Raw genomic sequence first — 23,025 nt, forward strand, 5'->3', positions numbered from 1 at the left:
CGCCGATGGGAGCAAGCCATCGAACGAGGTCAGGGAAACATGGGCGAACGAATGAGGCAGGACGATCAGAACGCAGGGAACGGCAGTGAGGATACGCCGGCGGCGTTGCTCCCCAGCCCACTCGACAACATGATGGGCTATCGCATCCGGCGCGCCTCGATGGCCATGATGCATGATCTGGCCCATGCGCTGCGGCCCTTCGACATCAGCGTGGGTGAAGCGTCCCTGCTCATCATGGTCGGCGCCAATCCCGGCTGCCGGCAAAGCGACCTCGGCCGCGCCCTCGAGATCAAGCGCGCGAACATGACGCCGCTCGTCGGCCGCCTGAAGGCGCGCGGCCTCATCACCGACGCGCCGATCGACGGGCGCTCGCTCAGCCTCACGCTCACGGAAGAGGGAGAGACCCTGCAGAAAGTCCTGCTGGCGCACGCTCAGGCAAGCAACGACCGCTTCCGCAAACGCCTCGCCCTCGACGAGAAGGACCTGATCGCCGCGATGGCCGCCCTGGCACGCTGAGGCGCCGCGCGGATGGGCCGCGAAAAAGCCCGTCGCTTTGCTCTTCCCCCCGCAACGCAAAGCTGATAGCGGGCCTCTCCACGCACTCGTAGCTCAGCTGGATAGAGCGCTGCCCTCCGAAGGCAGAGGCCACAGGTTCGAATCCTGTCGAGTGCGCCAAAGCTCCCCATGAAATCAGCACGTCAAGCGGGACTCCCCAGCGGCCTTTGAGCTCGACCTGGCTGGCGCCCCGCAAACCCGGATGTCGTCGGCCCGCGGCCAGCGGGCTTTCCGCCCACCTTTGGGAGTTGCCTTCACAAGTCACGAACCTCGGGCAGCTATCAGCGACGTGCGCCCCCCCTTTCCGATTGAGGCGATTACGTATTGATCCTGACACGATGTCAGACCCTACATCGTCAGGCGTCGGAAGGAGCAAGGCGATGAACGAAGCGGACGTCAAGGATCCGGTGTGCGGGATGACGGTCGATCCGGCCAGGACTGCGCACCATGCCCGGCATGGCGGCAAGACCTATCATTTCTGCAGCGCGGGGTGCCGCTCGAAGTTCATCGCCGAACCTGCCCGCTACCTGGGCCCGCCTGCGGCCCCGGCCGCGGTCCCCAAAGGCACGATCTGGACATGCCCGATGCATCCGGAAATTCGACAGGACCATCCGGGCGCTTGCCCGATCTGCGGCATGGCGCTCGAACCGGCAACCGTGACGGCCGATTCCGGCCCCAGCCACGAGCTGATCGACATGACGCGGCGCTTCTGGATCGGCCTGGCGCTCGCCATCCCGGTCTTCATCCTCGAAATGGGCGCACACCTCTTCCCGGGGGTCCATCGCCTGATTCCCATGTCCGTCTCGGTGTGGGTCCAGTTCGTCCTGGCGACTCCCGTGGTCCTGTGGGCCGGCTGGCCCTTCTTTGAGCGGGGCTGGGCGTCGCTGCGAACGCGCAATCTCAACATGTTCACGCTCATTGCCATGGGAACGGGCGTGGCCTGGACCTACAGCGTCGTCGCGACGCTTGCACCGCAGCTCTTCCCGCCCGCGTTCCGCAACGCCGACGGGATGGTCGCGGTCTATTTCGAGGCCGCAGCCGTCATCACCGTTCTCGTGCTGCTGGGCCAGGTGCTCGAGCTGCGCGCCCGCGAGCGCACCTCTGGCGCGATCAAGGCGCTTCTCAACCTCGCTCCGAAGACCGCACGCCGGATCGCCCCGGACGGCAGCGAGGAGGAAGTGACGCTTGATCTCGTCGCGGTGGGCGACCGGCTGCGCGTGCGGCCGGGTGAGAAAGTGCCTGTCGACGGCGTGGTTGCCGAAGGCCGTTCCTCCCTCGATGAGTCCATGGTCACCGGCGAGGCCATGCCCGTTACCAAGGCGGCCGGGGACAAGGTCATCGGCGGCACGCTCAACCAGACCGGCGCCCTTGTCATCGTCGCCGACAAGGTTGGACGGGATACCATGCTGGCCCGCATCGTCCAGATGGTCGCCGAGGCACAGCGCTCGCGCGCGCCGATCCAGCGCATGGCCGATCAGGTCTCCGGCTGGTTCGTGCCCGTCGTCATCGGCATCGCGGTGATCGCCTTTGCCGCCTGGGGCATCTGGGGACCCGAGCCGCGTTTCGCCTACGGGCTCGTCGCGGCCGTCGCCGTCCTCATCATCGCCTGCCCGTGCGCGCTGGGGCTCGCGACGCCGATGTCGATCATGGTGGGGGTCGGCAGGGGCGCCGGGCTCGGCGTCCTCATCAAGAATGCCGAGGCGCTCGAGCATATGGAGAAGGTCGACACGCTCGTCGTCGACAAGACCGGTACGCTGACCGAAGGGCGCCCCGCCGTCACCGGGATCGTCGAGGCCGACGGGTTCGACGAGGCCGAACTGCTGCGTCTCGCCGCTTCGGTCGAGCGTGCATCCGAACATCCGCTCGCACTCGCGATCGTCGAGGCGGCGAACGAGCGCGGCATCGCGACGAGCGAAGTCAGCGCGTTCGACTCCCCGACCGGACGCGGGGCCCTGGGCATGGTGGACGGCCGGCAGATCGTCCTCGGCAATGCCCGCTTCCTTGGCGAGGAAGGCGTCGCCACCCAGTCGCTCGCTGCGCAGGCCGATGCGCTTCGCCGTGGCGGCGCCACAGCGATCTTCATCGGCGTCGACGGCAACGTCGCGGGCGCGTTCGCGATCGCCGATCCGGTGAAGAAGACGACCCCCGAGGCACTGGCCGCGCTTAAGGCGGAGGGGATTCGCGTCGTCATGCTGACCGGTGACAACCGCACGACCGCCGAGGCGGTCGCCGCGCAGCTCGGCATTGACGAGGTCGAGGCGGAAGTCCTGCCGGATCAGAAGAGCGCGGTGGTCGCGCGCCTCAAGAGCGAGGGCCGCGTGGTCGCCATGGCCGGCGATGGTGTCAACGATGCGCCCGCACTCGCCGCCGCCGATGTCGGCATCGCCATGGGCTCAGGCACTGACGTCGCGATCGAAAGCGCCGGTGTCACGCTGCTGAAGGGCGATCTCACGGGAATCGTGCGCGCCCGGCGGCTCAGTCAGGCGACCATGTCCAACATCCGCCAGAACCTCGTCTTCGCCTTCATTTACAATGTCGCGGGCGTGCCGGTCGCGGCCGGAGCGCTCTATCCGACGTTCGGCATCCTGCTCTCGCCGATCATCGCGGCGGCGGCCATGGCATTGTCTTCGGTCAGCGTCGTCACCAACGCGCTCCGGCTGAACCGGCACGCGCTGTGAACATCGGGCAGGCATCGAAAGCGAGCGGAGTCTCGCAGCGCATGATCCGCCACTATGAGAAGATCGGCCTCATCCCACCCCCGCCGCGACGGGGCGCCGGCTATCGCGACTTTGACAATAGCGATCTTCACCGGCTTCGGTTCATCGCCAACGCCCGCGATCTCGGTTTCCCGATCGAGGAGATCAGGACGTTGCTCGGCCTGTGGTCGGATAACTGTCGCAGCAGCGCGGAGGTCAAACGGCTCGCGCTTGCCCGGGCCGGGGAACTCCAGCGCAAGGCAGAGGCCCTGACCGCGATGCAACGCACCCTGGTCGATCTGGCCGAACGCTGTCACGGTGACGAGCGGCCCGATTGCCCGATCATCGCGGAGCTTGCCGGGGGCCATCGATAGAGCCGGCAACCACTGACACAACCAATCGTTCAGCCGTCGCGTTGACTCGACGAGGGGGACCAGCGACATGCGGTGGAAGATGCAAATGCCCGCCCCCACGCCCGCCAACGCCCTTCGGTCCGGGCCGTCGCGCGCCATGAATATGCTCCGGCGCAGCAAAGCGATGCCGCTGTCGCTCCTCGCCCTGCTGGCGATAACCTTGCCAGCGATTGAAAGTGACCTTCCATGAAGGCGGCCCGGCAAGCTTTCTGGCCGGCGAGAAGCGCGTTGCGACATTAGCGTTCGAGACGAGAATATCCCCAATATCCCATTGATCCCCGCGCGCATCGGCGATCTCGATGCGATCGTGAGTCTGGATACCGGCATGTATGGCTCTTTGAGCATTCCTCAGGACAAGAAGCAGCGTCTGCTGGCTGGCGGCCATTTGAAGCCGACGGGGGAACCGGACACTTTCGACCTGACCGGGGTCCGTCTTGGCGACAAGGTCGACATCGCCGCGCCTGGCATTGAAGTCGAGGAAGGACCATCGGCCAGTGCGAAGGCCGTCGGCGTCACCGAGGATACCGAACTCGAACTGGGCTTCGTTTTCCTGAAGAATTACAAGACCGTGTGGGATTATAGACGCAAGCAGCTTTACCTGCTTGCGCGATGAGGCTCGTGACAGGGTACAGTCCCGCTGCCCGCTTCGCGGCTTTCAGTCCCCCGCGTCTTCCAATGTCCTGAGGCCCATCACTTTCTCGACGGCATCTTCCAGCAGGACGGGAAACATCTCGTCCTCCAGGAACACGGGACCCGGCCTGTTGAGAAGGCTGTTGTTGAGCGCGGCGAGGAGCATCTGCACGGCAAAGCGGATCGCCGGTTCCTTCACCGATGCCTGATCGATCGTGGCCTCTGCCCTGATCCGATCCAGCAGATAATTGGCAAGCTCGTGACTGTTCCTGCGAAAAGGCTCCCAGGCTTCGGGATCCTCCAGGGACACCTTCACGGCACTGCGCAGGAAGATCGCGTTCGCCAGATAGGCCTGCACCATTCGCCGGATGGTCGCTCCGAGCATATCCCGGAACGGGACGGCATCCAGCTGCGCCTGGGACTGGGCACGGGAGCTCATCGCGTGCTTGATGATCAGGGCCTTGAAGAAGGATACCTTGTCGGGAAAGCGCGCATAGAAAGCGCCTGTCGAACAGCCGGCGTCCGCGCAGATCCGCGCGACGGACAGGTCTTCGAAATCCACCCGCCTGGCGAGCGCCAGACCGGTCTCCAGGAGCGCGTCGCGCATCTGCTTGCTGCGCTGTTGCTGCGCGGGAAATGCGCCGGCCGTCCTGAGCTGTTCTTCCAGATCACGCGCCAAAAGCCACTTGCTCCTCATTTTCCGCACGGTTGACACAGAAGCGTCCCTATCGCAAATGCTCACAAAACATAATGAGAGTCTGATTCTTTTTTAGGAGGGGTTATGTTTTCTCGTCGCGCATTCCTTGGAACGGCCGCCGCACTGCCTCTCGCGGCCCGTGTCGAGGCCGCCCCTGCCCGGCCGCCGCACATCGTGTTCATCATGGCCGATGACCTGGGCTATGCGGACCTCAGCTTCACGGGCCGAACCGAATACGCCACGCCGCACATCGACAGCATTGCCGAGCAGGGCTGCTTCTTCTCGGATGCCTATGCCAATTCGTCGGTCTGTTCGCCGACCCGCATGGCGCTGGCGACGGGTCGCTACCAGTATCGGCTTCGCGGCGGTCTCGACGAACCCATTGGCGGTGGCCCGGAGCCTGTCGGCCTTCCGCCCGAGCATCCGACGATCGCCTCTCGCTTGCGGGAGGCTGGATACCGGACGGTCCTGGTCGGGAAGTGGCATCTGGGATCGCCTCCCCGGTTCAGCCCGTTGCTGAGCGGCTATGATCGCTTTTTCGGCATTCACGGCGGCGGCGCGGACTATTTCACGCACAGCCAGTCCATGCAGGGCGGCGGCTCCAGCGATCTGTACGACGGCAGCAGCGTCACGGACCGCCACGGCTATCTCACCGAGATCCTGACCGAGCGCGCCGTGGCGGAAATCGATCTTGCGGCGAGGACGCGCAAGCCGCTGTTTCTCAGCCTCCATTACACGGCCCCGCATTGGCCATGGGAAGGCCCCGAGGACGAAGCGCTCGCCGCGCAGATCAAGTCGCTGCTCAATTATGACGGCGGCAGCGATTCGACCTTCGCGAAGATGGTGCAGGCGCTCGACAAGGGGGTCGGCAAAGTGCTCGCCGCTCTGGAAGCCCAGGGCATGAGCCAGGACACGATCGTCGTGTTCACCAGTGACAATGGCGGCGAGCGCTTCTCCAAGGTCTGGCCATTCGACGGCATGAAGGGCGATCTGCTGGAGGGCGGCATCAGAGTGCCGATGATGATGCGCTGGCCCGGGAAGATTCCCCCCGGTTCCCGGACCGCCCAGATCGCGATGACCATGGACTATATGCCGACATTCCTCGCGACCGCGGGCGGTTCGGCGGATCCCGCCTTTCCCAGCGATGGCATCAACCTGATGCCGGCAGCCCTCGGCCAGAGCGCTCCGGCCCCGCGAACGGTCTTCTGGCGCTACAAGGCGGGCGAACAGGCGGCCGCCCGCTCCGGCGACTGGAAAATGCTCAGCGTGAACGGGCATGAATATCTGTTCAATCTGGCCGACGACAAACAGGAACGCGCCAATCTCAAGGATTCAAATCCTGAGTTGTTCAGAAAACTCAAGGACGAATGGCGCGCATGGAACGAGACCATGCTGCCTTATCCCGACAATTCCCCCAGCTATTCGAGCAGAGGCAAAGGATATCTGGCGGTTCATGATTGAAACGAAACGATATAATAAAAGGGAGGACATAGGTGAGACCATTTTCCGCATTTCGTTCGCTTGCAACGACATCGTCCATCATCGCCATGGCGTTTTGCCATCACGCGCCGCTCATGGCCCAGCAGGATGATGCGGCGACCTCTTCGACGGCTGACAATGCGCCGTCCACGGAAGCCATCGTCGTCACCGGCAGTCGGCTGGCCCGGGGAGGCTTTCAGGCTCCCACGCCCGTCACCGTGCTCGGGCAGGAGGAAATCGCACGGCAGGGTTCAGCGAATATCGGCGACGCGCTGAATCAGCTGCCCTCGTTCCGCGCGCAGTCCACCCCCGCCACGGCCGGCGTGTCCCTCGCCAACGCGGGCGCACAACTGTCCGACCTTCGGGGCCTTGGCGCCAACCGCACGCTCGTGCTGGTCAATGGACGGCGCTTCATTTCGGGGACGGTCGCGGGCAATCCCCTCTCCCCTGCCGGCGCGGTCGACCTCAACATGATCCCGACCTCGCTGGTGGCCCGGACGGAGGTGGTGACGGGCGGCGCGTCGGCGGCCTACGGCTCGGATGCCGTGGCCGGCGTGGTCAACCTGATCCTCGATGACCGGCTGGAAGGCCTGCGCGGTTCGGCACAGCTCGGCATGGCCGAGCGCGGGGACAATGTGGAGCGCTTCTACTCCCTCGCCGCAGGAACCAGCTTCGCGGGCGGCGCCGGGCACATCGTCCTTGCCGGCGAATATGCCGGTTCCGATGGCATCGGCTCCTGTTATGATCGCCCGTTCTGCGCGGCGGAAGTCGCGCCCATCACCAACCCGACCCCCCAGGCGAATGGCCTGCCCCGGCAGGTCCTGCTTCCCAATGCGCGGCCCGCCACGGCCTCATGGGGCGGCCTCATCGTGTCCGGGCCATTGCGCGGCACCGAGTTCGCGGATGACGGGTCCACCTTCCAGCATGATTATGGCGTCTATTATGGGGCAGGCCTGTTCCAGTCCGGCGGCAGCGCGGATCCGCGCAATGCCTATTTCGACAATTTCCCGCTCGTCGCGCCGGTCGAGCGTTATTCGCTCTACGGCCAGTTGCGCTACGATCTGGGGTCGGACCTCGAATTCAAGATGGATGCGTCCTACGGGCGCGTGACGGCGGAACTCGTCGGCGCGCAGACCCGGGATACCAACATCGTCATCCAGCGCGACAACCCCTTCCTGCCGGAGTCGGTGGTCGACCGCATGACCGCGCTCGGGCTGACGTCCTTCACCTTCGGCCGCATCGGCCAGGATCTGGGGCCGATGGTCGGCAGGACGACGCGCGAGACGGCCCGGATCGCTGCCGGGCTGGAGGGCCGGATCGGCCAGGGCTGGTCATGGGACGTCTATTATCAATACGGCCAGACCGATTATGCGCAGACCGCCTCCAACAACCGCATCAACGACAATTTCCTTCGCGCGGTGGACGCCGTCGAGGCAAGCGATGGATCGATCGTCTGCCGCTCGACGCTCACCGACCCGACCAATCAGCTGGTCCAGGGCTGCGCGCCGCTGAACCTGTTCGGCCAGAACAACTTCTCGGCGGCCGCAAAGGCCTATGCCTATGGAACGGCGCAGCAGAACACCAAGCTCACCCAGCATGTCGTGGCAGCCACGCTGCGCGGCGACCTTTTCGAAGGCTGGGCGGGCGCCATCCCGGTCGCGATCGGTGCCGAATACCGGGTAGAGGACGCCGAAGGATCAGCCGATCCGGTCTCCACGGCCCTGCGCTTCTACACCAGCCCGGGCTCCGGCATCACCGGCCCCGCCGTCGAAGTGAAGGAAGCCTTTGCCGAGGCCGCCCTGCCGCTCGCCCGTGACCTGCCCTTCATGCAGAGCCTGGAACTGAACGGCGCCGTGCGCGTGACCGATTATTCCACGAGCGGCACGGTCACGACGTGGAAAGTCGGCGGCGTCTGGGACGTCTCCAGCCTCCTGCGCGTGCGCGCGACACGGTCGCGTGATATCCGCGCACCCAATTTCTTCGAGCTCTACAGCCCGCCCAGCACTTCCTTCCAGCGCATCGACGACCCGCGCTTCGACGGTGCCAGCGAGCTGGTGCCCGTGCTGATCGGCGGGAACGAGCAGCTGAGGCCGGAAACGGCGGACACCTTCACCGCGGGCGTCGTGGTCTCGCCGATGCGTGGTCTTCGCATCGCGGCCGACTATTACGACATCAGGCTCGACGGCGCGATCTCCACGCTGGGCGGCGGGACGATCGTCGCGCGGTGCGAGCAGGGCGCGACCGAGTTCTGCGCACTGATCGATCGCGACCCCGTGACCCAGCAATTGCTGGGCGTGCGGAACATCAATCTCAACGTCAATTCCCTCAAGGTCCGGGGCGTTGACTTCGAGGCGAGCTACCGCACAGGGCTGGCGGACGGGACACTGGATATCCGCCTGCTCGGCACGCATGTGATCGATCTCATCACGGTCGACAGCGGCGGGACCGTCGATCGCGCCGGCATGAATGGTGCCCCGACATCGCAGACATCAGGCGTGCCCAGCTGGACCGTGACGGGCAATATCGGGTGGTCCAAGGGGCCGTTCGCCGCACAGCTGCAGGGCCGCTATGTCTCGTCCGGCGTGTATAATGCGCTGCTCATCGGCCCCGGCGAGGAGGGATACGCCCCGACCGCGCCGAACAGCATCAGCGACAACAGGATCGGCGCGCGGGTCTATCTCAACCTGAACTCGCAGATCACCGTCTATGAATCGGGCAGGCAGAAGCTGGAGCTGTTCGGCGTCGCGAACAATCTGCTCGATACGATGCCGCCCAACAACACCCCGTCAAGCTCCGGCCCGGGCAATGCCGTGCTCTACGACGTGATCGGCCGCGCCTACAAGATCGGCGTCCGCTTCGCTTACTGAGCGCAAGACCATCTGGTCGTGAGGCAGCCGGTCCGGATCGGCTGCCTCCGGTCGGGTCATAAAGCGATTTTCATGTCGAGCCGGACGAACCGTCCGAGCGGATCGTAGAATTGCGGGAAGGTGTTGCCGTTGCCGAGCACGCCGATCAGCGAGTCCGCCGCGACCAGAGGCGGGTCGCGGTCCAGCACATTCAGTACCGACAGGCTGAGCGTCAGACGGCTGGAGGCCGGGATGGCCAGGCTCAGGTCAAAATAGTCCTGGCGAGGGATCTTCCCGCGATCGGGCGAAACGGCCCCGGCGAGAAGCGGATCGGCACTGCTCCGGTCGACCCGGACGGCGCCCAGCCGACGCCAGGTCAGCATCGTGGAGATTGCCCCGTCCGTCACCCAGGTCACCGATGCACGCTGGCGCCAGCGAGGCGTCGGCAGGCCGCACACCAGCCCATACAGCCCCACACAATCGAAGCGGCCAAGTTCAGGCGCGCGCTCGGCCTGCTGACGGAAGACGTGGCTGGCGACGAGCGAGAGCCGTATCTCCCCACCCGGCCCGGCCGGCAGAGCCATAGTGTAGCGCAGACCGATATCCACACCGGAGGTCGACAGGGCGCCGATGTTGCGCAACGGATCGGCGACATAGCCGTCGTTGCCAAGGTCGAGCGAGCCGTTGATGGGCGATCGATGGACCAGCTGGCACAGGCTCGGGGCGCCGGTCTGTACGCAGTTGGCGAGGATAAGATTGGCCCCGATCTGGCCGATCGCGTTGCGTACGCGGATGTCGAAATAATCCAGGCTCAGGCTGAAGCGCGGCATCTCCGGCGGCGCGATGCTGACGCCGAGCGTGAGAGTGTCGGCTATCTCGGGCTGCAACGCCGGGTTCCCACCGGTGCGAATGTTGAACAGCCGGGCCGGATTGACGGCGATGTTGCCGAACTGGGCCGCCGTGACGCCGGATGCCGCGCAGGCCGCGAAGTCGTTGCCGTTCACGAGGCCGTTCGTCGCGGGGCCGGCGCAGGGATCCCAGCCACTGAACGTCGGATTGCGGGCTGGTGCAAACAGTTCGGCCACATTTGGCGCGCGCACGGCACGATTATAGCTTCCCCGCAAGCTCAGCCCGCGCCTTGCCCAGGTGAAACCGGCCTTGCGACTGTGTGACCAGCCCGATGTCGAATAGCGGCTGATGCGCCCTCCGAATTCCAGCGTGATCCGTCCGACCGCATGGGCGACGCCGGTCAGCGGCAATTGCAATTCGCCGAAGGCTTCCACCACATCGAACGCGCCATGCTGGTCGAGCCGGCGAGTCCCGCTCTGGCCCGAAAGGTCGCCGCTTTCGAAGGTCTCGTTGAAGTCGAGGGCGAGTATCTCACGACGATATTCACCGCCGATCACCACGCCGACCGCCTCGCCAGCCCATGGGCTGCGGATTCCCGCCGCGTCCAACCGACCGGTCAGAGCCACATTTGCCACCCACTCCTCAGTGCGCCCACGCATCGAGGCCGTCGCGGCAAGATAGTCCACGGCTTGCTGGTCGGCCGGGCCCACGCGCCAGACATCATAGGGGCGGCAGGCCAGGTCGATTCCGGTCAGGACGGCAGCGCAGACCGGACGCCCGACAGTCGGACTGGCAGGCCTGTCATCCAGCGTCACATCAAGGGCCCGCCCGATGCGCGTCCGGGAGAGATCGCCGGTGAAGACTTCCCGAAGATCGACCCGGCCATATTGCACATGGCTTTCATACTGCCAGTCCGCGTTCGCTTCGCCCCGCAGCCCCACAATGGCGCGGAACGAGCGATGCCGGATATCGTCCACCCTCGGCCCGCCTTCGACATTGCGGCGCCCGATCGACACAAGACGCCGCGCGCCCGTCCCCGCGGCGATTCCACAAACGGCGTCCTGCTGGCTCGCGGAAAGCAGCGGATTGTCGCACGCGATGGGGAAGAGCTCACCGAATATGCCCGAGGGCGCAATGCGGGCCCGGGTGTGGTCATCCGCGATCATGAATTCCGCGAAGGGGACGAAAGCGGAGCTCAACTCGTAATGACCGATCAGCCCTGCCGCGATCCGGCGATCGGGCCGCTGGAGGTGATTGTCGGGCGCGTAATTGAAGGAATCGCGACTGGTCACATAAGGGCGGAATCCGTCAGAACCCGGATCGAGCGTGACCGCCGGCCCCGCCCCACCGTCCAGGATGAAACGGGCCGGGACCGTCGTGCTGGAGCCCAGGCAGCTCAGCGCATTGTCGGTCGCGCGGGCCCTGCTCAGCCCGCAGGCGCTGTAATCCCGCTGTCGCTGCAAGACCCCATCCACCTGCCGGAACGTGCTATAGGCCACGATATGCCCTCGGTCCCCCAGCCGCGAGCCCGCCTGAAGAGTCACTTCGCGGCTCCATCCGTCAGCGACCAGTCCCGCCGGGGACGCATAGCCCGCTCTCGTCACGATGGCTCGCGCCGGACTGTCATTGTCATGGATATAGGCGCCGAGGCTCGCGGAGGCAGTCACGCCCTCGAAATGATCGTCGGTAATGAAATTGATTACGCCGGCGACGGCATCGGACCCGTAGATGCTCGATCCGCCGCCGGAAACCACCTCCATCCGCTTCACCACCGGCAGGGGAATGCTGTTGAGATCGGCCACCAGAGCCAGCGGATCGCCGGGCATCATGCGGCGTCCATTGATGAGCAGCAGCGTGCGCGCGCTGCCCAGGCCGCGCAAATTGACCGTGGCGGTGCCGGTCGCCTGACCGGAAAGGAAGGCGCCCTGCTCGGTGCCGGCGAATGGAAGGCTGGCGACCAGATCCTCGGCCCTGAGCATCTGCCCGGGATGCTGCGCAGCGAGATCCAGCGAGAAGACCGGGCCGACCGGCTCCTCGCTCGGGGGGCGGATGCGCGAGCCGGTGAGGATGATCGTTTCCTCAGCGGGCGCCGCACCCACCTGAGCGAGCGATGGCGGTGCCCGTGCAGGCCTCGTCGCGATGCTGGCCCGTCTCGCCCTCGTGATCACGAAAATGCCGCTGGGCCTGCGCGCAGCCCGCAATCCGGTTCCGGCCAGCATCCGGCGCAGAGCTTCGGCCGTGCCCAGCCGTCCCGCGATCGCGTGCGTGCGGAACCCAGCCACGTCTTCTTCCCGAAAAGCGATCTGCGCGCCGGTAAGGCGACCGAGGGTGCGGAGAGCGTCGCCGGCCGGACCCGAGGCGACCCGCACGACGTCATCGCGTACCTGGTCCCGCGCAGCAACCGGACTGGCCATCGACGCCGCGAGCGCCAGCACGAGACAGGACGAGCGGAAAAGCAGGACGTGAACCGAAAAGGCCCTCGACCGAACTCTGCAGATGAGACACGTCAACTGCTTCTCCGCATGTGCCCGGCTCAGCGTCTCCCGGGTTCGAAGCGGATCACCTTGCCATCGGTCTCTGCCCGTACATCGAGCAGAGACGTCACGGCGTCCACGAAGCCGTCGATCTCCCCGGATCGGAATACGCCGCTCACCTTGAAGGATGCGACGGCAGGGTCAACCTCGATCTGCCTCGTCGCCATGCGATTGACGCGCTGGACGGCGATGGCCAGCGTTTCGTCGACAAGGACCACCTCGCCCGTGACCCAGGCCCTGCTGCGATCGTCCAGCAGGCGCTCCATGAGCGCCGGCCGGCCATCGCCATGGATCACGAGCCGCGTCCCCGGCTTCAGCGCCTGCTCGAAGCGATGTGCCGGCGACCGCACGATGACGCCCCCTTCATACAGTTCGACCTGGATCTGGTCGTCCAGACGCTCGACCGAGAACAATGTCCCCGTTGCGGTGACGCTGATCCCGCTCGCCGCGACCACGAAAGGCCTCGCCTTGTCCGATCGGACGGCGAAGAGAGCCCGCCCCCCCGCCAGTTCGAGCGCGCGTGACTGGCTCGTATCGCGCATCAGGACCCTGCTGTCGCCATCGAGCGTGACGACAGATCCGTCGGGTAACGTGGTCACCCTGCGCTCTCCGGCCGCCGTGCGCAGATCGACAGGCGCGGTCGGGGGCACCCCGGAAGGGATCATGACCAGCGCCAGGGAGGCCGCCAGGGCCATCGCGGCAACGGCGCCACCGCCAAGGAACCATCTCCGGTCGATGCGCCGCACCTCGGGTGCCGGCTCTGCCGGTGCAGGCTCTGCCGGTGCCATCGCCTCCGGGCGCTCCTGCAGCGCATCCCAGGTTTCGCTCACGCGCGTGAACGCTTCCAGATTGGCCGGCGCTGCGGCCAGCCATCGGTCAAAGGCGGCGCCTTCTTCGGCCGTCAATCGTCCCTGCAACAGCAGGGCATACCACTGCGCGGCCGCATCGATGGGGTCGTGGGGGGCATGCATCGTCATTTCGGATCCCCCAGCCGACGCACCAGATGGGCGATGGCCTGCGCCAGTCCCTTCTCCACCGTGCTCAGCGATACACCGAGCCGATCGGCGATCTCGCGCTGGGAGACATTCTCGAACCGGGCGAGCATGAAAATCGTGCGCGTCCGTTCGCTCAGTTCCTGCAGGGCCTGGGTGACGATGGCCAGTCGCTCCCGACCAATCAACACGCGCTCAGGATCGATCACGTCGATGTCCGATGAAACAGCGGCAATATCCTTGCTGTGGCGCATCCGGACCGCCAGCCTGCGCGAGCGATCCGCCAGCAGATTGGCCGCGACACCGAACAGATAGGCGTCGATGCGATCGGCTCCCTCCCCGTGCCGGTCCGTCCGGATCAAGACTTCCTGCGCCATGTCCTCGGCATCGGCATAGGCGACGCCGCGACGCAAGAAATAAGTGATGAGGGGCAACCGAAAACGGCCGTTGAGCGCGGTCATGGTGGCGGCCGGCACATCCGTGCCGCCACATAGCCTCAACCGGTCAGCAGCGGCCATGGCCAGCGCTCCCCGTCGGCCGGACGCAGGCGAACGGGATGCCGGCGCTCTGCGCCGCGCGATCTCTGCTTTCCGTCCGCCTGTCCGTCATGTCGTTCCGATACCGTATCCGTCAGCGGCCCTGCCAGCCATCCGGCTGGCCATAAGGCAAGCCGACTTCGACCGCTTCGATCGCCCGGATCTTGTTGTCACGGATATTGAAGGCTTCCGCGATCAGCACATGGCTCGGTATCCGTGCATTGGCCGGCATCGCAACCTTGCCGTGCGTGGGCGAGTCGACTTCCTTGATCGTCCCCGGATGGACGAACATGAACATGCCCACCACATTGCCCCGCTCCTCGTCGACCAGCACATAACGGCGCGGCTCGACGCGCTGGATGTAGCGCCAAAGTCCGGTCTTCATGTTCTGGTCGCACGTCATGTTGAACGGGTTGAAGGCCGGATCCGGAAAGCTCGGCGACTTGTGCTCCGGATTGTTCGTGGTCTGGATGCCGTTCTCGACCCTGTTGCAATCGCTGGTGAAGGCCACGGGGGCACCACTGGTCAATCCGTTGAAGTAGCTGTCCGCTGCCTTCACCAGCGCCTCACGGGACGGCCGCTGCCCCTTGGGGAGCGTTTCGTCGAAAGCGGGCATCTTGGCGCGCGCTTCCAGTTTCGCGACGTGTTCGGCATTGCGATAAATCAGCATCTCGGCTTCGGCGACCTTGCGATCGACCACCTTGAGGCGCAGCGAGACGAGCACCGGGCGATCCGCCTCACGCGCCGTCCCGAACCAGACCACCTGGCCGGCCGGAACGTCCGCGAAATAACGGCTGTAGCTGCCCTTGTTCTGGTACGTCGCCCAGAAGCCGTCCCCCAGCGTCAGCGGCACGCTGTTTTCGGTATAGTGAAATCCGGCCGCGACCGGAACCTTCGCGGGATCCTTCGCGTCCATGGCCGCCATGAAGCCGGCAGCGACACCCTCCAGGCACGCACGGTCGCAGCTCGCCTGAGCCAGGGCCGGTGATGCCGCGATGGCGGCAAAGCCCAGCAGCGCAGTGGCGATCGTCTTCCTCAAACCCATTCTCGATACTCCCGCGACAATCATCAATCCCATCCGCTTCCGCGGCCATAAGCATAGCTCGTGCCGATCGCCTCGATCCGGCGAACGCCCGTCCTGTCGACCTTGAAAGCTTCGAAAATGCCGACGCTGCTGGGACGGAGAAGATTGGGGGGCACCGCGACCGGGCCGCCCTTCGTGTCGAGCGTCTTCTTGTCCCCGTCATGCTCGAACAGCGCCATGCCCACCACGATGCCGCGTTCCTCGTCGACGATCGTGTAGCGACGATACTGGATACGGCTGACGAAATCGAAGAAGCGACTGTCGATGTTGTCCTTGCAGTTGAGGCTGTAAGGCTGGAACTCGGACTCGAAGCTGCGCGACCGATAGGTGGGATTGCTGGTGGTCTGGAGGCCGTTCTCAAGACGGAAGCAGTCGCTGGCAAAGGTGATACCGGCAGAACTGTCCTGTTCGATCGCGTCGAAATAGCGATCCGCCACCTGGATCAGACTATTGCGCGAGAGGCGCTGCGCCGCCGGAACCGGCTGGCTCCAGAGAGGGTCCACGCCCTTGGCATTGAGCGCCGCCGCGTGGGGTGCATTACGCACGACGATGATCTCCGACTCGCGGATCGCCTTGTTCACGACCTTGAGGCGGACGGTCAGCAGCCCGTCGATGCCATTCTCCTGCATCGTCGCAAAGGCGTTTATCTCGCCGCGTGCCGCGTCCGAGAAATTGACGCGATAAGCGCCGAGATCGCTCCCGAGCGACCAGAATCCTTTGTTCAGCGGAAGCTCGACGCCGTTCTCCGTGTGACGGAAGTCGCGCGCCAGCGGCAGGCTCGAGGCATCATGTGCGCGCATCGCCTTGAGATAGGCGTCCATCACGCTCTCGAGGCAGGCCCGCTCGCAATCCATTTCGCCCGGCTTGGGCGGCGCGCCATGCGGGGCGGGAGATGCAACCGAGGCACCCGGCGGCGCCACCGCAAGCAGAGCGGCGACAAGGGACAGACGGATCATGGTTGTTTCTCCACCCAGCCTGAAGGCATCTTGTAGGGCACGGCGAGATGCGCGGCCTCGATCTGACGGATCTTCCCGTCCTCGATCTTGAAGAGTTCGCCCATCATCAGCGTGAAGGGCCGCGTGAACGGGTAAGGCACTTTCATCACTTTGCCGTCGGCGAGCGTGACCTGCGGGATGTTGCCGCGGTGATCCCAGAACATGATCGAATAGACGAGCCCCCGCTCCTCATCGACGATGGGGAAACGACGCTCCCGAACGTCCGTGACGAACTTTGAGAAGCCGCTGTCGAACTGTGCCTGACAGCCCACGGCATGCAGCGTCCCCACATAGCGCTCGGCCTTGCTGCTGGTGGTCTGGGTGCCATTCTCGAACCGAATGCAGTCCGGATGGAACGGCGTCAGCTTGCCGGTCGCTTGCACGATGCCCTCGAAATAGGAGTCCGCGATCCGGATCAGCTCGGCGCGCGACGACCGCTTTCCCGGGGGGACGACCGCGTGAAAGGCCGGCTTGTCGTAGGACGCTTCGAGCGGGCGCTTGTCCTCCCGCGCAACGATCGCTTCCATCTCGCTGATCTTGCGATCAATCACCTTGAGACGGAGATTGAGCAGGGCACGCGTGCCGTTTTCCTCGACCTCGGCGAACAGGGCCGTCTCGCCGGCCTTCACGTCAGAAAAGTGCAGCCGGTAAGGGCCAAGGCCCGTGACGCTGGCCCACATGCCATCGCCGAGCGCCATCGTCTGGCCATTCTCGGTGTAGCGCGCGCCGGCAGAGAGCGGCAAGCCCGCCGCGTCCTTGGCGGCCAGGGCTGCCAGATAGGCATTGCCCAGCCCTTCCAGACAGGCACGATCGCAGTCTGCGCCTGCCTCGGCCTTCCCTGCCTGCGCCATCAGCAGCAAGGGTGCTGCGAGCAGAGCCAATCTCCGTTTCTTCATCGATTTCTGGTTCCTCGAAAAAGGCGGCGGGATCGCGAACGACCCCGCCCCGTCTCGTTCAGAATGTGACCGTGGCGCCGACATAGATGTAGCGGCCGAGAGGGTCATAGACCTGCGGGTAGGTGTTGCCGTTGCCGAGAACGCCGGTGAGCGAGCTCGTGCTGATCAGCGGCGGTGCCTTGTCGAACAGGTTGTTCACGCCGGCGCGGAGATTGAACTGGCCGGCCACGTTGGTCGAATAGGCCAGGTCGAAATAATGGCGATCGCCCACGCGGCGGTCGACTTCCGCGACGCGTCCGGTCAGCAGGGGATCGCTGCTGGCGCGATCGACGGTGACGGCACCGATATAGCGCCAGTTGAGCGAGAAATCGCCGACCCAGGGCGTCGCCCAGACCAGCCGCGCGCGGTGCCGCCATTCCGGCGAGGGTACGCCGCAGGTCAGGCCGAAATAGCCCTTGCACTCGTAGGTGCCGAGACCCGGCAGCGGCTCGGTCTTGAGCGAACCCAGCCATGTGCCGTTGAACGACATGGAGAGGGACCCAACATTGCCGAGGCCGACCTCGTCGAGCGCAAGGCGGTAATCGACGGAAAGATCGATGCCGCTGGTCGATTTCGAACCCGTGTTGCGACGGATGTCGAGCACATAGCCGTCATTGCCGAGATAGATGGAACCGTTGACCGGCGACCGCAGGACGAGGTCGCAGTAGAAGGGGTCCGCCGTCTGCACGCACTGGCGCAGGATCAGATTGCCGCCGATCACGTCGATCGTGTCCTCGACGCGGATGTTGAAATAGTCGGCGGTGATCGAGAGCCCCGGAAGGAATGTCGGCGTCGCGACGAAGCCCGCCGTCCAGGTATAGGCCGTCTCCGGCCTCAGGCCGGGGTTGCCGCCCGTACGACTGTTGTACTGGCCCGCCGGATTGGCGATGATCGTGCCGAACTGCGCTTGCGTGACGCCGGAAGCCGCGCACTGCGCGAAGGTGTAGCCGTTCACGCGGCCATCGACGGCCGGGCCCGCGCAGGGGTCCGTGCCGGTGAACCCGGGGGCGCCAAGCGGCGAGAAGAGCTCGGAGACGTTCGGCGCGCGAACCGCCTTGTTGTAGCCGGCACGGAATCGGATGTCGCGGCTGGGTGCCCAGTCACCACCGATCTTGAAGGTGTGCGTCGAGCCTGCCGTGCTGTATTCGGAGAACCGGTAGCCCATGTTCAGCGACAGGGAGTGGAACAGCGGGCGCTCCTCCACGATCGGCACATTGGCTTCGCCGAACAGCTCGAAGACGTCGAACTTGCCGTCCATGTTGACGCGGCGGCTGCCATTCTGGCCCGCCAGCTCGCCGTTACGGAAGGTCTCGTCGAAGCGACTGGAGAGGGACTCCTCGCGATATTCCGCGCCAAGCGCCACGCTGACGCCATTCTCGGCCCAGGGAAGCTGCACGCCATATTTGCCCAGGTCGCCGGAGAACGAAAGGCCGGCCACCTTCTCCTTCGTATCGCCGGTCCAGAAGGCCGCGATCTGGAGGTAGTTCACGGCCTGCGGCGTCACGCCGTTCACGGACCAGACGTTGTAGGGGACGCAGTTCGGGTCCACACCGTTCAGAACCGCCGCGCAGACCGGGCTGCCGAACGTCGCGCTGCCCGGGCGCGTGTCGGTGACGACATTCAGCGCACGGCCGATCCGCGAGAGGGCGAAGTCACGCTGGAACATCTCGGTGAGCGTCGTGAGGCCGAACTGCCCGTACACGTCGTAGCTCCAGGCATCGCCCAGGTCGCCCCGCGCACCGGCGACGATGCGGTAGGACTGGTGGCGAAGATCGTCGAGCCGGCCGCCGCCTTCCACGTTGCGCTTGCCGATCGAGACTCCCCTCGTCGCGCTCGTCCCGCTGGCGGCGCCGCAGATGGCGCTCATCTGGCTCGCGGAGAGCAACGGATTATTGCAGTTGATCTGGAAGATCTGGCCGAAGATGCCGGAAGGCGCGAGCTGGGCGACCGTGCGGTCGTCCATGTACATCACGTCGAGATAGGGGACGAAAGCCTTGCTCACTTCATAGCTTGCGAAGGCGCCCATGGTGTAGCGCCGGTCGGGGCGCTGGAAGTAGTTGATGGGCGTGTAATTGTAGGAGTCCCGCAGCACATTGTAGGGACGGAAGCTGTTGCCTTCGCCAGCCGGGTCCAACGTGACCTCCGCACCCGAACCACTGTTCAGGACGAACCGCGCGGGACTGGTGGTGCTCGATCCGAGGCAGGCATGCGTGCTGCCGGTCGGGCCCGTGGCGCCAAGCGCGCAGGCGACATAGTCGCGATTGCCCTGGAACGACGCGTCCAGCTTGCGATAGCCGCCATAGACCGTGATGTTGCCGCGGCCACCTTCCAGGTTGATGCCGATCTTGGCCGACAGATCCAGGCCATGGCCGTCTGTCACGCTGCCCGTCGGCACGTCGTAGCCGGCCGCCCGGGCGAGCGGCGCGACGATGCTGTCGCGATTATTGTGCTGATAGAAGCTGTGCTGGGCGGAGATCTGCACGCCCTCGAACCTGCGATCCATGATGAAGTTCACCACGCCCGCCACGGCATCGGAACCATAGACCGCCGAGGCGCCGCCCGTCACCACGTCGACGCGGCGGATCATGTTGCCGGGGATGAAGTTCAGGTCCGGCACCAGCGCCATCGGGCTGCCAGGCATCAGGCGCTTGCCGTCGATCAGGACCAGCGTTCGCGTCGACCCGAGATTACGGAGATTGGCGTTGGCGGTGCCGGTTGCCTGACCGCCGATGAAGGCGCCCTGCCCGGCCGTGAACGCCGGAAGCGTGTTGACCACGTCCTCGATGCGCATCGCGCCCGTCAGCTTGATGTCTTCCTCGCCCACTGTCGTCACGGGGCTCAGGGCGGAGAGACCGGGCTGACGAATGCGCGATCCGGTAACGACGATGGAGCTGGTGCTCGCAGCGCCATCCTCGTCCTGCGCCCAGGCGGGTCCGCCCGGGATCGCGACGGTAGCCGACGCCAGCATGAGAGAAAGAACACTCTTCTTCATGATAAACCCCCTGTTTGTTTCCTTGATGACGGCGTGCGCCGCACTCACTGGCGAGGCGGCGGCAATTTGCTGAAGGTTCTGGGCAGGTCGGCGTCGCGCGCGCCGGGCCAGCCCGAAGGCATTCCGTAGGGCGCTGCCGTGAGGACCGCCTCGATCGTCCGGATCTTGCCGCTCTCGAGCTTGAAGGCCTCGGCGATCTCCCAGGTCATCGGCGTGTCGGGACCAAAGTCCTTCAGCATCGTTCCATCCGCCAGCGGGAAGTTGCGGATCGTACCGCTGTGGTCGAAGAAGCCGAACGCGAAGACGGCGCCGCGCTCGACGTCCACGACCGGAAAGCGGCGGTCCCGGACCCGGTCGACGAAGCGAAAAAAGCCTGTCTTGAACTGCGCGGTGCAACTCAACGCCGAGAGGCGCGCGATCGGGTTCGCGGCGGCAGCGGCCTCGCCCTGCTGGCCCGCGAGGCGGCGATTGATGTCGGCATAGTCGATATCGGGATTGTTCGTGGTCTGAACACCGTTCTCGTGCCGCAGACAGTCATCCGTGAAAGGGTAGTCGGCGTGGCCGTCATTGAGCTCGATCGCCGCGAAATAATTGTTCGCACCCCGGACGAGTTGTTCGCGCGTCTCGCGGCGCTCGGCCGGAATGATTTCACTCCAGGAAGGATGCGGCGCACCGCGCTCCTCCAGCATGGCCGGGCCGCGACTGATGTTGCCCGAGCCGCTCGACCGCGAGATGATCGTCTCGATCTCGGTGAACTTGCCATCCTTGACCTGAAGCCGCCCCGCATAGAGCGCGAGCTTCTTGGCCTCCTTCATCACGGCGACGAAGCCGATCTGCTGCGTATCGATATCGATGAAGATGTTGCGATATCGCCCGGCTGCTTCGACCGTGCCCCAGAAACCGTCCCCCGGAGACAGGGTCTGGCCGTTTTCGGTCAGCCGGACATCTGCCGCGAGAGGCAAGTTCGCGGTCTTCTTCCCGCCGACCGCATCGACGAACTGGTCCGCCATTCCCTGAAGACAGGACCGATCGCAGTCCGACGCGGCGTGGACCGGAGCCGCCACAAAGGCGGCCGCCAGCGCGGCACCAAGAGTGATAACATGTGCGCGCCGATAACGGAGCGCTGCCGCGCTGCGGATGTTCATAGTCGCCTCCCGGTCCGCCCCTTGTCGGGCGATCACGGAGAAGACGCGCGACCGTCACAAACCCGTAAGATTTTTTATCCGGCCGGCTCGGGCCTCCGGGCGGCATGCCGCATAGTCCGCTTCTGCACCCGCCGAACGACCCGCCAGGGAAGGGAAGGAAAGGACTCGCCTGCCTACGGCATGCGGGAAGCATCCGCGCCGGCCGCGTCCGCTTCCCGGAGCCGCCACCGCGGGTCGTCAGCGCAGCGTGCCTCCAGGCCCCGGCCCAGCTCCGCGAGGCTCACCGCGCCCAGCCGCTCGACCATCAACGCCTCCGCATCGCGAAGCACATCTTCTACCGCGGCGTTGACGAGTTGCTCGACTGCACAGGCCGGGTTGGAATGCTCGTTCCCGATCGCGAAAAGCCGGGGGCCGCCGACTGCGCGATAGACGTCCAGGAGCGACACGCGTTCCAGGTCGCAGGCAATGGCCCAGCCGCCGCCATGCCCCTTCTCGGAGCGGACATAGCCCGCATCGCGCAGTCCCGCCAATGTGCGCCGGACGACGACCGGGTTGGTCCCCAGCATCATGCCGATCGCTTCCGATTTCATGGGGCCGTCATGCCGCGCCATGTGGAGCAGCACGTGCAGCATGCGGGAAAGGCGGCTGTCGTTTCGCATGGGGCGATCTTCGCATGTCTCCGCCCATTGGCAAGGGCACGCCATCATGATACTTATGAAGTTACATGATTCGCGAGGGAAAGACATGCGGGAATTCGAGAATCCGGACCATTGGGACAATGCGGCGCGCCATTATCAGCAGACCGCCCATCCTTTCACGGCGCTCTTTGCGGAGGACGCGCTGGCGCGGCTGCCCCTGACGCCCGGGAGCCGCGTGCTCGATGTCGCGGCCGGCACCGGCGCGCTCGCTCTCGCCGCCGCGCGCAGCGGTGCGCAGGTGCTGGCGACCGATTTCTCCCCCGGCATGGTGGAGTGCATTGCCGCCGCCGGCCTGCCCAATGTCGAGGCGCGCGTGATGGACGGGCAGGCGCTGGACCTGCCGGACGCGCAGTTCGATGCCGTCTTTTCGATCTTCGGCGTCATCATGTTTCCCGACTGGCGCAAGGGCCTTGCGGAAATGGCCCGGGTGACGCGGCCCGGCGGGCATGGCGTGGTCGCCACATGGCAGTCCCGGGGCGCGGCGACGTTCCTCCTGCTGGGCGAGATCCGGCAGAAGCTGTTCCCGGAGCGGCCGGGCATGGCCATGCCCGAAGCCGTCCAGGCGCTCAGCGATCCGGACGATTTCGCCCGCGCCCTCGTCGCTGCCGGCTATCGCGATCCCTGTATCGAGGCTGTGACGCATAATTATCGGCTGGACGTGGCGGCGCTCGATGCCCCCGATACGCTGTTCGGCATGTCGCCCGACTGGACCAGTCTGGACGATGTCGAGAAGGCCGCGGTGGTCGCCGAGGTGCGGGATCGGGCGGCTGATCGCCCAATCCTGCCCATCCCCTCGACCGCCCTTATCGGCGTGGCGGAACGGTGAGGATCGCACGGAACCTCAGGGCTTGATCTCGAGCGAGGCGATGTCGTCCCGAAGGCCGAAGACGTATCCCAGGTCGATGGGGAATGAGCGCATGGCTCCGGCGCCTTCCGGGACGCCGGATCA

The 23,025-nt window shown here is 65.5% G+C and carries 17 protein-coding genes and 1 tRNA gene; 8 read left to right on the forward strand and 10 right to left on the reverse strand.

What is annotated here, in order from left to right; genetic code table 11:
- The first annotated feature begins 51 nt into the window (after nt 1–51).
- The 5 genes from HNP60_RS11780 to HNP60_RS11800 all read left to right on the forward strand — a co-directional run bounded on the left by HNP60_RS11780 (nt 52) and on the right by HNP60_RS11800 (nt 4,277).
- Nucleotides 52–516, forward strand: coding sequence for a MarR family winged helix-turn-helix transcriptional regulator (locus HNP60_RS11780; protein WP_184153913.1), 465 nt, complete (start codon nt 52–54; stop codon nt 514–516).
- A gap of 82 nt (nt 517–598) precedes the next feature.
- A tRNA-Arg gene (locus tag HNP60_RS11785) sits at nt 599–675 on the forward strand.
- 218 nt (nt 676–893) lie between these two features.
- The gene (locus tag HNP60_RS11790) at nt 894–3,233 is read left to right on the forward strand and encodes a heavy metal translocating P-type ATPase (protein WP_184153915.1); all 2,340 of its coding nucleotides are present in this window, start codon (nt 894–896) and stop codon (nt 3,231–3,233) included.
- Nucleotides 3,230–3,625: a Cu(I)-responsive transcriptional regulator gene (cueR, locus tag HNP60_RS11795; RefSeq protein ID WP_184153918.1), complete on the forward strand. Its 396-nt coding sequence runs from the start codon at nt 3,230–3,232 to the stop codon at nt 3,623–3,625. The genes HNP60_RS11790 and cueR overlap by 4 nt, the downstream gene beginning before the upstream one ends.
- 310 nt (nt 3,626–3,935) lie before the next feature.
- Nucleotides 3,936–4,277 (forward strand): hypothetical protein, encoded by a 342-nt coding sequence (locus HNP60_RS11800; protein WP_184153922.1) that lies wholly within the window; start codon nt 3,936–3,938, stop codon nt 4,275–4,277.
- A 42-nt stretch (nt 4,278–4,319) separates the two neighbouring features.
- Here HNP60_RS11800 and HNP60_RS11805 read toward each other — a convergent pair whose 3' ends face one another.
- On the reverse strand, nt 4,320–4,991 hold the full coding sequence (locus HNP60_RS11805) for a TetR/AcrR family transcriptional regulator (RefSeq protein WP_184153925.1): 672 nt from the start codon (nt 4,989–4,991) through the stop codon (nt 4,320–4,322).
- 84 nt (nt 4,992–5,075) lie between these two features.
- Between HNP60_RS11805 and HNP60_RS11810 the strand changes: the two genes are divergently transcribed.
- Both HNP60_RS11810 and HNP60_RS11815 read left to right on the forward strand, forming a co-directional pair.
- The gene (locus HNP60_RS11810; RefSeq protein WP_184153928.1) at nt 5,076–6,452 is read left to right on the forward strand and encodes a sulfatase family protein; all 1,377 of its coding nucleotides are present in this window, start codon (nt 5,076–5,078) and stop codon (nt 6,450–6,452) included.
- 113 nt (nt 6,453–6,565) lie between these two features.
- Nucleotides 6,566–9,337, forward strand: a complete 2,772-nt coding sequence (locus HNP60_RS11815; protein ID WP_184153931.1) for a TonB-dependent receptor plug domain-containing protein — start codon at nt 6,566–6,568, stop codon at nt 9,335–9,337.
- A 56-nt stretch (nt 9,338–9,393) separates the two neighbouring features.
- Here HNP60_RS11815 and HNP60_RS11820 read toward each other — a convergent pair whose 3' ends face one another.
- The 9 genes from HNP60_RS11820 to HNP60_RS11860 all read right to left on the reverse strand — a co-directional run bounded on the left by HNP60_RS11820 (nt 9,394) and on the right by HNP60_RS11860 (nt 22,037).
- Nucleotides 9,394–12,579, reverse strand: coding sequence for a TonB-dependent receptor domain-containing protein (locus HNP60_RS11820; protein WP_184153934.1), 3,186 nt, complete (start codon nt 12,577–12,579; stop codon nt 9,394–9,396).
- A gap of 119 nt (nt 12,580–12,698) precedes the next feature.
- Nucleotides 12,699–13,676 carry a FecR family protein gene (locus tag HNP60_RS11825; RefSeq protein WP_184153937.1) on the reverse strand — a complete coding sequence of 326 codons (978 nt, stop codon included), beginning with the start codon at nt 13,674–13,676 and terminating at the stop codon, nt 12,699–12,701.
- The gene (locus HNP60_RS11830; RefSeq protein WP_260394853.1) at nt 13,673–14,209 is read right to left on the reverse strand and encodes an RNA polymerase sigma factor; all 537 of its coding nucleotides are present in this window, start codon (nt 14,207–14,209) and stop codon (nt 13,673–13,675) included. The genes HNP60_RS11825 and HNP60_RS11830 overlap by 4 nt, the downstream gene beginning before the upstream one ends.
- A 112-nt stretch (nt 14,210–14,321) precedes the next feature.
- Nucleotides 14,322–15,272 carry a DUF8021 domain-containing protein gene (locus tag HNP60_RS11835; protein WP_184153940.1) on the reverse strand — a complete coding sequence of 317 codons (951 nt, stop codon included), beginning with the start codon at nt 15,270–15,272 and terminating at the stop codon, nt 14,322–14,324.
- A gap of 23 nt (nt 15,273–15,295) precedes the next feature.
- Nucleotides 15,296–16,267 (reverse strand): DUF8021 domain-containing protein, encoded by a 972-nt coding sequence (locus HNP60_RS11840; RefSeq protein WP_184153942.1) that lies wholly within the window; start codon nt 16,265–16,267, stop codon nt 15,296–15,298.
- Complete coding sequence (locus HNP60_RS11845) at nt 16,264–17,187, reverse strand: DUF8021 domain-containing protein (protein WP_184153944.1); 924 nt, start codon at nt 17,185–17,187, stop codon at nt 16,264–16,266. The genes HNP60_RS11840 and HNP60_RS11845 overlap by 4 nt, the downstream gene beginning before the upstream one ends.
- A 73-nt stretch (nt 17,188–17,260) precedes the next feature.
- A complete protein-coding gene (locus HNP60_RS11850) occupies nt 17,261–20,233 on the reverse strand; it encodes a TonB-dependent receptor plug domain-containing protein (RefSeq protein WP_184153946.1) in 2,973 nt (990 codons plus the stop codon).
- A gap of 44 nt (nt 20,234–20,277) precedes the next feature.
- Nucleotides 20,278–21,243, reverse strand: a complete 966-nt coding sequence (locus HNP60_RS11855; RefSeq protein WP_184153948.1) for a DUF8021 domain-containing protein — start codon at nt 21,241–21,243, stop codon at nt 20,278–20,280.
- A 308-nt stretch (nt 21,244–21,551) separates the two neighbouring features.
- Entirely contained in the window at nt 21,552–22,037 is a 486-nt protein-coding gene (locus HNP60_RS11860) for an Rrf2 family transcriptional regulator (RefSeq protein ID WP_014076837.1), read from the reverse strand.
- An 85-nt stretch (nt 22,038–22,122) separates the two neighbouring features.
- On the opposite strand from HNP60_RS11860, the gene HNP60_RS11865 reads away from it, so the two are divergent.
- Nucleotides 22,123–22,902 (forward strand): class I SAM-dependent methyltransferase, encoded by a 780-nt coding sequence (locus HNP60_RS11865; RefSeq protein WP_184153950.1) that lies wholly within the window; start codon nt 22,123–22,125, stop codon nt 22,900–22,902.
- Nucleotides 22,903–23,025 lie beyond the last annotated feature (123 nt).

The organism is Sphingobium lignivorans (genome assembly GCF_014203955.1).
Lineage (GTDB): Bacteria > Pseudomonadota > Alphaproteobacteria > Sphingomonadales > Sphingomonadaceae > Sphingobium > Sphingobium lignivorans.